This window comes from Bradyrhizobium sp. (assembly GCF_016462955.1).
Taxonomy (GTDB): domain Bacteria; phylum Pseudomonadota; class Alphaproteobacteria; order Rhizobiales; family Xanthobacteraceae; genus Bradyrhizobium.
The window spans coordinates 5,065-10,561 of the sequence record NZ_JAEMSD010000222.1; the positions used below are offsets into that span (position 1 = coordinate 5,065).

At 64.2% G+C, this 5,497-nt stretch carries 8 protein-coding genes and 2 pseudogenes; 6 read left to right on the top strand and 4 right to left on the bottom strand.

What is annotated here, in order from left to right:
* Positions 1-382, top strand: a 382-nt coding sequence (locus JHD07_RS21635) for a cytochrome c (RefSeq protein WP_291625598.1), incomplete at its 5' end; no start/stop codon positions are given.
* Between the two features lie 9 nt (positions 383-391).
* On the opposite strand, the gene JHD07_RS21640 is transcribed toward JHD07_RS21635, so the two are convergent.
* Positions 392-1,042 (bottom strand): trimeric intracellular cation channel family protein, encoded by a 651-nt coding sequence (locus tag JHD07_RS21640; protein WP_291625600.1) that lies wholly within the window; start codon positions 1,040-1,042, stop codon positions 392-394.
* Between the two features lie 165 nt (positions 1,043-1,207).
* Here JHD07_RS21640 and JHD07_RS21645 point away from each other — a divergent pair, with 165 nt between their 5' ends.
* Positions 1,208-1,597 (top strand): hypothetical protein, encoded by a 390-nt coding sequence (locus JHD07_RS21645; RefSeq protein ID WP_291625603.1) that lies wholly within the window; start codon positions 1,208-1,210, stop codon positions 1,595-1,597.
* 66 nt (positions 1,598-1,663) lie between these two features.
* On the opposite strand, the gene JHD07_RS21650 is transcribed toward JHD07_RS21645, so the two are convergent.
* The 3 genes from JHD07_RS21650 to JHD07_RS21660 are packed head-to-tail and all read right to left on the bottom strand — an operon-like array spanning position 1,664 to position 3,208.
* The gene (locus JHD07_RS21650) at positions 1,664-2,473 is read right to left on the bottom strand and encodes an isocitrate lyase/phosphoenolpyruvate mutase family protein (RefSeq protein WP_291625605.1); all 810 of its coding nucleotides are present in this window, start codon (positions 2,471-2,473) and stop codon (positions 1,664-1,666) included.
* A gap of 52 nt (positions 2,474-2,525) precedes the next feature.
* Positions 2,526-2,876 carry an antibiotic biosynthesis monooxygenase gene (locus tag JHD07_RS21655; protein ID WP_291625606.1) on the bottom strand — a complete coding sequence of 117 codons (351 nt, stop codon included), beginning with the start codon at positions 2,874-2,876 and terminating at the stop codon, positions 2,526-2,528.
* Positions 2,877-2,899: 23 nt separating this feature from the next.
* Positions 2,900-3,208: an NIPSNAP family protein gene (locus JHD07_RS21660; RefSeq protein WP_291625607.1), complete on the bottom strand. Its 309-nt coding sequence runs from the start codon at positions 3,206-3,208 to the stop codon at positions 2,900-2,902.
* A gap of 244 nt (positions 3,209-3,452) precedes the next feature.
* On the opposite strand from JHD07_RS21660, the gene JHD07_RS21665 reads away from it, so the two are divergent.
* From JHD07_RS21665 to JHD07_RS21680, 4 genes and pseudogenes are all read left to right on the top strand, one after another.
* Entirely contained in the window at positions 3,453-4,151 is a 699-nt protein-coding gene (locus JHD07_RS21665; protein WP_291625609.1) for a winged helix-turn-helix domain-containing protein, read from the top strand.
* Between the two features lie 69 nt (positions 4,152-4,220).
* Entirely contained in the window at positions 4,221-4,727 is a 507-nt protein-coding gene (locus tag JHD07_RS21670; protein ID WP_291625610.1) for a hypothetical protein, read from the top strand.
* A 237-nt stretch (positions 4,728-4,964) separates the two neighbouring features.
* Positions 4,965-5,214, top strand: a pseudogene (locus JHD07_RS21675) (transcriptional regulator); the annotation flags it as partial.
* Between the two features lie 103 nt (positions 5,215-5,317).
* A pseudogene (locus JHD07_RS21680) lies at positions 5,318-5,497 on the top strand (alpha/beta hydrolase); the annotation flags it as partial.

Sequence of the window (5,497 nt, forward strand, 5' to 3'; positions counted from 1 at the left end):
GATGCGACGCGAGACGATCGTGACGCCGCCCGACGATGCCGAGATGAAGGCCGGCCAGGCGGTCTACGCAAAACTCTGCATCGCCTGCCATGAGGCCGACGGCACGGGAGCCCCGCGCATCTATCCGCCGCTGCCGGGCAATGCGCTGCTGCAATCCAACAACCCCTCCTCCACCTTGCGCATCATCCTCGACGGCGCCCACACCGTGACAACGCCGCGCGCGCCCAACACAGGCGAGATGCCGGGATACGCCAAACAACTGTCCGACCAGGAGATCGCGGCGGTGACGAACTACATCCGCAATTCCTGGGGCAATGCGGGCCTGCTGGTGACGCCGGCCCAGGTGGCGAAGGCAAGGAAGCGAGAGGCGAATGGGGAATAGCGACGGCGTTCACCGCTCCTTCTCCTCATCCCCCGCGAACACGAATTTCGGCATCTCCCATTTGTAGTACACCGCGAGCAGGCGGAAGCTGAGGCCGAGCACGAAGGTCAAGATCGTCCAGAGCTCGGCATTGAGATTGAAGCCGAACGCGGTCGCATAGAACAGGCCCGTCACCACCGAGACGCTGGCGTAGAGCTCGGATCGGAACAGCAGCGGTACGTCGTTGCAGAGCACGTCGCGCAACACGCCGCCGGCGCAGCCGGTCACCATGCCCGAGACGATCACGATCGGCAGCGAGGCATCCATCTGCCAGCCGACATTGCAGCCGATCATGGTGAAGACGACGAGGCCGATCGCATCGAGCACGATGAAGGCGAGGTGCAGCCGATGCACGAGGCGCGCGATCAGGATCGTCAGCAACGCCGCCCCGCCCGGCAGTGCGAGGTAGATCGGGTTGGCCACCCATATCAGCGGATAGTGACCGAGAAACAGATCGCGCAGCGTGCCGCCGCCGAGCGCTGTAATGCAAGCGAGAAGACAAACGCCGACATAATCCATGCTGCGCCGCCCTGCGGCCAGTGCCGCCGTCATGCCCTCCGCGGTCAAGGCGACCAGAGCCAGAAAGTGCAGCACGCTATCGGTCGGCGGCAGACTCCACATCGGCTTCATTCCCCTGTGGCGGCATGGAACCCGCGGTTCAGCTCCCGAGCCAACAGGTTCCCGATTCCCGACACCAGAGCAACATGCGACGAAAGCATAACAGGCGCGGAACGGAATCTCACATCTGAGGGTTGTCTTGGCGTCATAACCGAGGAGATCCAATCGATGGCTGACGACCGTTTTCCCAACGATCCGTACCGCCCGAACCTCGCCGACGATGAGTATTCTCGCACGGCGCGCCGGGATGCTGACCTTCAGGCCGATCCCCAGCTCAGCGAAGGCCCTGCCTCAAGCGGCAAGGTCGCGATGTTTGCGGTGGCAATCGCCCTGGTGCTAGGCGCCGTGTTCTATGGCTTGAACAATAGCAGCACGACGAACGAGGCCAGCAACCCGTCGGCCTCGCAGACGGCGCAGACGGCTCCGGCCAACCCGGCCGCACCTTCCGGCATGCGTGACGTGACCCCGCGCAGCAACACCGAGCCGGGCATGACCACCGGCGCGGCGCCGAGCAGGCCTGCTCCGGTTACGCCGGCACCGTCAGAGGGCGCGAAGTAAGAGCGAACCACGTAGGACTAAGAGAGCGGCGGGATCCACAAGGTCCCGCCGCTTTTCCTTGTCCTGCTAACTGAACATCTTGTTGAGCTCGCCGCCGGGATAGCCGTTGCCGAGCTCCGTGAACGTTCCTTTCTCCACCATCTCCTTCGCGGCGCGCATGAAGCCGCCCCAGGCGGCGCGGGCCAGCGAGCCGCCGACGCTGATCCGGCGCACGCCGAGATCCTCGGCTTCCTGCAGCGACAGGCCGGTCGCGCCGATCAAGAGGTTGAAGGGCTTTGGATGAACCGCCTTCACCACCGCGCTGATGTCCTCGCGGCTCTTCAGTCCCGGCGCATAGAGACAGTCGGCGCCGGCATCGGCGTAAGCGGTCAGGCGATCGATGACGAGCTTGAGGTCGGTCACGCCCCACAAATACGCCTCGCAGCGGCCGACCAGCAGCGTGCCGCTGTCCCCGATCGCCTTGCGCGAGGCCGTGATGCGCTCGACCGCGAGCGCACGGTCGTAGAGCGGCTTGTCCTTGTCGCCGGTGGAGTCCTCGATCGAGAGGCCTGCGACACCGGTGCGCACACAGCGCTCGACGTTGTCCGCGACCCTCTCCGGCTCGACCGCAAAGCCGCCCTCGAAATCCGCATTCACGGGGATGTCGACGGATGAGCTCAATGCTGCCAGATGCTGACAGACATCCTCGACGGTGACGTGATTGTCGGCCTTGCCGATGGTCCAGGCGAAGCCCGCGCTCGAGGATGCGATCGCCTTGAAACCGAGATGCTGCAGGGCTTTTGCGCTGCCGACATCGACCGGATTGGGCAGGATAAAGCAGCCGCTCTCGTGCATTTTCCTGAACGTCGCGCGCTTGTCGGCGGTCGTCACGTGCATTGTTTCTCTCCCCTGTTGGCCACGCAGACATAGGCGCCTGCTTTCGGGTGCGCTAGTGCGCATCATGCATCGCGCGGCTGTCCTTCGGAGCCTGCTCGCGGTCGGTCATGCTGTAGTCCCGGATCACGCTGGCGATGCGCAGATGATAATCGGCGAAGATCTTTGCGCGGCCTTTGGCCTGGGTGCGGCGATGCTCCATCGTGTTGCGCCAGGCCGCGACTGCTGCCTCATCCCGCCAGAACGACACCGACAGGATCTTGCCCTTCTCGGTCAGGCTCTCGAAGCGCTCGACCGAAATGAAGCCGTCGATGGTCTGCAGAAGCGGCTTCAGATCGGCGGCGAGCTCGAAATAGTCCTGGCGGTGTTCCGGCTTCGGCCAGACCTCGAAGATTACGGCGATCATGGGCGTCTCCTTGCGTTGATGGCCTACAATACCACCTTGCGCAGGAAGGTGCGCTCTTCCGCGAGAATGAATTTCTCCGCCTCCGCGTAGTTGAAGTTTGCGGTGCCGTCGAGATCGGCGCGCAGCCGCTTGCGGTAGGACTCGTACGCCGCCAGGCTCTCGAACGAAATCAGAGCGGAAGCGATGTTGTTGGTGCCCTCATGCGGCATGAAGTAGCCGATCAGATCGCCGCCACATCTCGGAATGATGGTGAGCCAGCGCTTAGCATATTCCTCGAATTGCGGGCGCTTGAAGGGATCGAGCTGGTAGCGGATGAAGACGGTGACGGACATCTGGACTTTTCCTGTTCTCGAGATTGCGCGAACAACCGTGAGCTCCTCATCCTGAGGAGCTTGCGAAGCAAACGTCTCGAAGGATGCAGGCCCGGCCGATCCTCGCCCTTCGAGACGCGCGCAAGAGCGCGCTCCTCAGGGTGAGGATCGGCTTTACAGCCTCGCTGCGCCGTTCGTTCGCGACGACGGTGTGAGAACACGCTACGCGCTTGCCCGGCGACAATGCTTCGGCTAACATCGAAGCATGAAAGCAGGTCCCGACATCGCCATGGTCGCCTCCCTCGTCGGCGACCCCGCGCGCGCCAACATGCTCACGGCGCTGATGAACGGCCGCGCGCTCACGGCGAGCGAGCTGGCGCAGGAGGCCGGCATCACGCCGCAGACCGCGAGCTCGCATCTGTCGAAGCTGGAGTCCGGCGGCCTGATCGAGCCGGAGAAGCAGGGCCGCCACCGCTATTACCGCCTCACCGACGACGACGTCGCCGGCGTGCTCGAGGGCCTAGCGGGCCTTGCCGCGCGCACCGGCCACATGCGCGTTCGCACCGGACCGAAGGATCCGGCGCTACGGCGTGCGCGCATCTGCTACGACCACCTCGCCGGCGATCTCGGCGTGCAGATGCTGGACTCCTTGCGCGAACGAAATTTGATCAGGCAGAAGAAGCAGGACATCGCGCTGACGACCGAGGGCGAGCGCTTCCTCGCCAAGCATCTGCAGATCTCGCCCGCAATGCTCACGCATCCGCGCCGGCCGGTGTGCAAGGCCTGCCTGGACTGGAGCGAGCGGCGGCATCATCTCGCCGGCACGCTGGGCGCGGCGTTGATGCAGCGCTTCGCCGAGCTGAAATGGGCCGCGCGCGATGCCACGCCCGGCAGCCGCGTGGTGCATTTCACCCGTACCGGCGAGAAGCAGTTCGCCGCGCTGTTCGGGAATAATGCTGGCTAGCCCTCGCAACTCTTGAACCATTCGTCCCGCCGGGCGACCAACCGGGGCGAGGACGCTTTCGAGACCCCCATGCACCGCCTGCTACGTCTGCTTCCTGCCCTGCTTATTGCGGGGGACATCCTGCCGGCCCATGCGGATATCGCCCCGAAATTCGCCGACTATCCGGCCAAGGTCTTCACCGGAAAACCGGCAAGGCCGCGCCTCCACAACCAGTACTTGCGCGACGTTCGCGAGCAGTTTGATCACGCCATCGGCGACGACAAGGTCAGCGCGGCCGGCCACTATTACGTCGTCAAGCTGCCCTGCGGCTCGACCTGCGTCGCCCCCGTACTGCTGGATGCCCGTACCGGCCGCATCACCGAACTGTTCACGGTGTCCGGCTGGCGTGAGGTCGGCGACGATTTCGACGCCGTGGTCAGCCGCGCCAGCAGCCGACTCATCGTCTTTCGCGGCGCGCGCAACGAGACCGGCGTCGTCGGCAATCACTACTACCTGCTCGGCGAAGGTGGCCGCCTGAAGCATCTGTACACGATGGATACCGACGGCAATTTCGAGAACTCGCCGAAGATCGAATGATGCATCCAGACGCCTTCCTCCAGCTGCCACAGGCACAACAATGCCCGGGCTGCATTCATGCCGCGTTCAGGTCATGATTGACAGGTTTGGATCGCGCCGTGTCCATGTTTGCAAAATTGTAACATGTCGAATCGTGTCTTTTGATTCATTGTGCGCCACAAGCGCCGAACCGCTAAAGAGTTGCTCCAGAGCCTTGCCACCAAAGGCTCGCCACTAAAGGCTCGCCACTAAAGCCTTCGCTTCCTTGCAAAGCATCTGCAGATCTCGCCCGGCATGCTCACCATCCGCGGCGGCCCGTGAGCAGGGCCTGCCTCGACTGGAGCGAGCGATGCCATCGTCTCGCCGGTACGCTGGGGGCCGCCATGATGCAGCGCTTCGCGGAGCTGAAATGGGCGGCGCGCGACGCCACGCCGGGCAGCCGCGTCGTCGACTTCACCCGCTCCGGCAGAAGCAGTTCGCCGCGCTGTTCGGCGACGGAAAGGACTGATCACGCCGTGCGCATGAGATCACACAATTGCGTGTGAGCTCTCACCTCCGTCATGGCCGGGCTTGACCCGGCCATCCACGTCTCTATTGCGGCTGGCACGTGGATGCCCGGGACAAGCCCGGGCATGACGGAGACCTTCATGAACCGCATCCTCCCCGCCGCGCTCGCCGCAATCCTCCTCACCGCCCCGGCCTCTTCCGCCAACGCTGCCGACACCGTACCCCGTGAGCCCTATGGCATCGCGCTCGAAGGCTTTGCCTATCCCTACCCCGTGCACCAGTTG